This is a genomic window from uncultured Campylobacter sp. (assembly GCF_938031315.1).
GTDB lineage: Bacteria > Campylobacterota > Campylobacteria > Campylobacterales > Campylobacteraceae > Campylobacter_B.
Genome location: NZ_CALHHT010000032.1, coordinates 1 through 2514, shown reverse-complemented (window position 1 = coordinate 2514; position 2514 = coordinate 1). Strand labels below are relative to the sequence as shown.

The 2514-nt window shown below is 48.8% G+C and carries 2 protein-coding genes; one reads left to right on the top strand and one right to left on the bottom strand.

All coding sequences use genetic code 11. The features are described from left to right. A partial coding sequence (locus Q0236_RS00945) for a tetratricopeptide repeat protein (RefSeq protein WP_297913934.1) occupies positions 1-843 on the bottom strand: 843 nt, incomplete at its 3' end. 158 nt (positions 844-1001) lie between these two features. Here Q0236_RS00945 and hisD point away from each other — a divergent pair. Further along, on the top strand, positions 1002-2291 hold the full coding sequence (gene hisD, locus Q0236_RS00940) for a histidinol dehydrogenase (protein WP_297913931.1): 1290 nt from the start codon (positions 1002-1004) through the stop codon (positions 2289-2291). Positions 2292-2514 lie beyond the last annotated feature (223 nt).

Below are 2514 nucleotides of genomic sequence, written 5' to 3'. Positions count from 1 at the left end.
ATAATCTTGATTCTCACCCTTACCTAAATTATATAAAACACCCATATTGTAGCATCCTTTGGCCATTCCTAAATTGCAAGCTTTAGAATATAATTCGAACGCTTTCTTGTAATTTTGTTTTACACCACTGCCATCTTCATATGAAGCTCCAAGATTATAACACCCTTCGGCAATCTCCAAATCGCAGGCCTTAGAATAGAATTGATTTGCTTTTTGGTAGTCTTGCTTTACGCTGCCATCTCCTTTTTCGTATAAAACTCCAAGATTATGACAGCTTTCGCCATGTTTCAAATCGCAAGCTTTTGAAAGCAGTTCGATCGCTTTTTTGTAGTCCTGTTCTACGCCTTCGCCCGATGCATATAAAAGCCCGAGATTGTAGCATCCGCGGCCCTCTTTCAAATCGCAAGCTTTTGAAAGCATTTCGATCGCTTTTTTATAATCTTGCTCTACTCCTTTGCCCGAGTAGTATAAAACACCGAGATTGCCGCATCCTATGCTATTGTTTAAATCGCAGGCCTTAGAATATAATTCGCTTGCTTTTTTATAATCTTGTTCTACACCCTTGCCGTATTCGTATGATGCCCCTAAAGTGGCGCAACTCCAGTCATTATTCCAACTACAAGCTTTCGAGGTCAACTCTTTTACTTTTTCATAATCCTGCTTCACGCCATTCCCTGAATGGTATGCGACGGCGAGATCTACGCACGCTAAAATATTGTTGCTGTCGCATTCGTTTTGTAGTCTACTTATATCGGGAGCATCTTGCTCTACCGATGACGAAGTCGTGGATTGTGCCGACGATAAAGCAGCCGCCGCGATTAGCGCTAAAAATATCTTTTTCATAGATTGCTCCGTTTAAAATTTCGGCTATTTTATTTCATTTTCGCTTAATCTTTTGAAAATCAGCGAGCCCAAAGGGTTTTTAAATTTATCCGGCCGCGAGCTTAAAGGCGAAATTTAGCAAAAAGCGTTAAAATTAAGGGCAAATTTAAGGAGCGAAAATGAAAATTTTAAAAAGCACGAACGCAAATTTTAAAGAGGAGTTTGCGAGGTTAATGTGCCGCGGCGAGACGGATATGAGATCGGTAATGCCCGTCGTTAGCGGCATCATCGAGGAGATTAGAGCGCGCGGCGATGAGGCGCTAGCCGAACAGATAGAGAAATTTGACAGATGGCGCGTGCAGGGCGATCTGGCTATCACGCAAGAGCAGATGAGCCGTGCGTATGGAGGCTTAACCGCAGAGCTTAAGAATGCGCTTCAGATCGCATACGAGCGCATCTACGCTTATCATGAAAAGCAGCTTGAGAGAAGCTGGTTTAGCTTCGATCCAAGCGGCGCGATGCTTGGGCAAAAGATCACGCCGGTAGATCGCGCGGGGCTATATATCCCGGGCGGCAAGGCGGCGTATCCGAGCTCGCTTCTGATGAACGCGATCCCTGCAATCGTCGCGGGCGTGGAGGATATCAGCGTCTGCACTCCCGCCGTGGGCGGCGTCGTAAACGAGCTACTGCTTGCGGCGATGCATGTGCTGGGGATCAAAAAGGCCTACAAGGTGGGCGGCGCCAGCGCGATCGCGGCGATGGCATACGGCACGCGCACGATCGGCAAGGTCGATGTCATCACGGGCCCCGGGAATATCTTCGTCGCAACCGCTAAAAAGCTCGTGTTCGGCGACGTAAATATCGATATGATCGCGGGCCCTAGCGAAGTGGGCATCATCGCAAACGCCGCGGCAAATCCGCGCAACATCGCCGTGGATCTACTCAGCCAAGCCGAGCACGACGAGATCGCGAGCAGCTTTTTGATAAGCGACGATGAAAAATTCGCTCTTGCCGTCGCAGAGCATATCGAGCGCGAGCTTCCTACGCTCGCGCGTGAGCCCATCGCTCGCGCCAGCGTCGAAAACAAAGGCGCGATCATCATCGCGCGCGATATGAACGAGTGCGTGGAGCTGATGAACGAGCTTGCCGTCGAGCACCTCGAGATCGCGACCGAGAACGCCTACGAGCTGCTTCCGCGCATACGCCACGCAGGCGCGATATTTTTGGGCCATTACACGCCCGAAGCGATGGGCGATTACCTCGCAGGCCCTAACCACACGCTGCCGACCGGCGGAAGCGCTCGATTTTTCTCGCCTTTGGGGGTTTATAACTTCATCAAACGTAGCTCGATCATAGCGCTAAATAAGCGCGCCATAGATGAGCTCGGGGGCGCGTGCATGGCGCTAGCGGATGCCGAGGGGCTGGGCGCGCACAAAAAATCGGTGCAGATTAGATTTGAAGAGAAGTGATTTTGCGGCGGAGTAGCGCAATTGCGAAATGAAATTTTAAAAAAGTGGCTCAGGGCTTAAAATTTGCCCGCATATAGCTTAAGGCGGTTTGCATGCAGCTTAAAAATTGCGAAGCGAAATTTTAAAAAGCACCGACGGTAGTTGCGAAACCAAGAGCCGAAATTTTAAAATTTAAAGATGAGTTAAATTTTAAAAAACGTAAGCGTCGTGGCGAGAGTAAAAT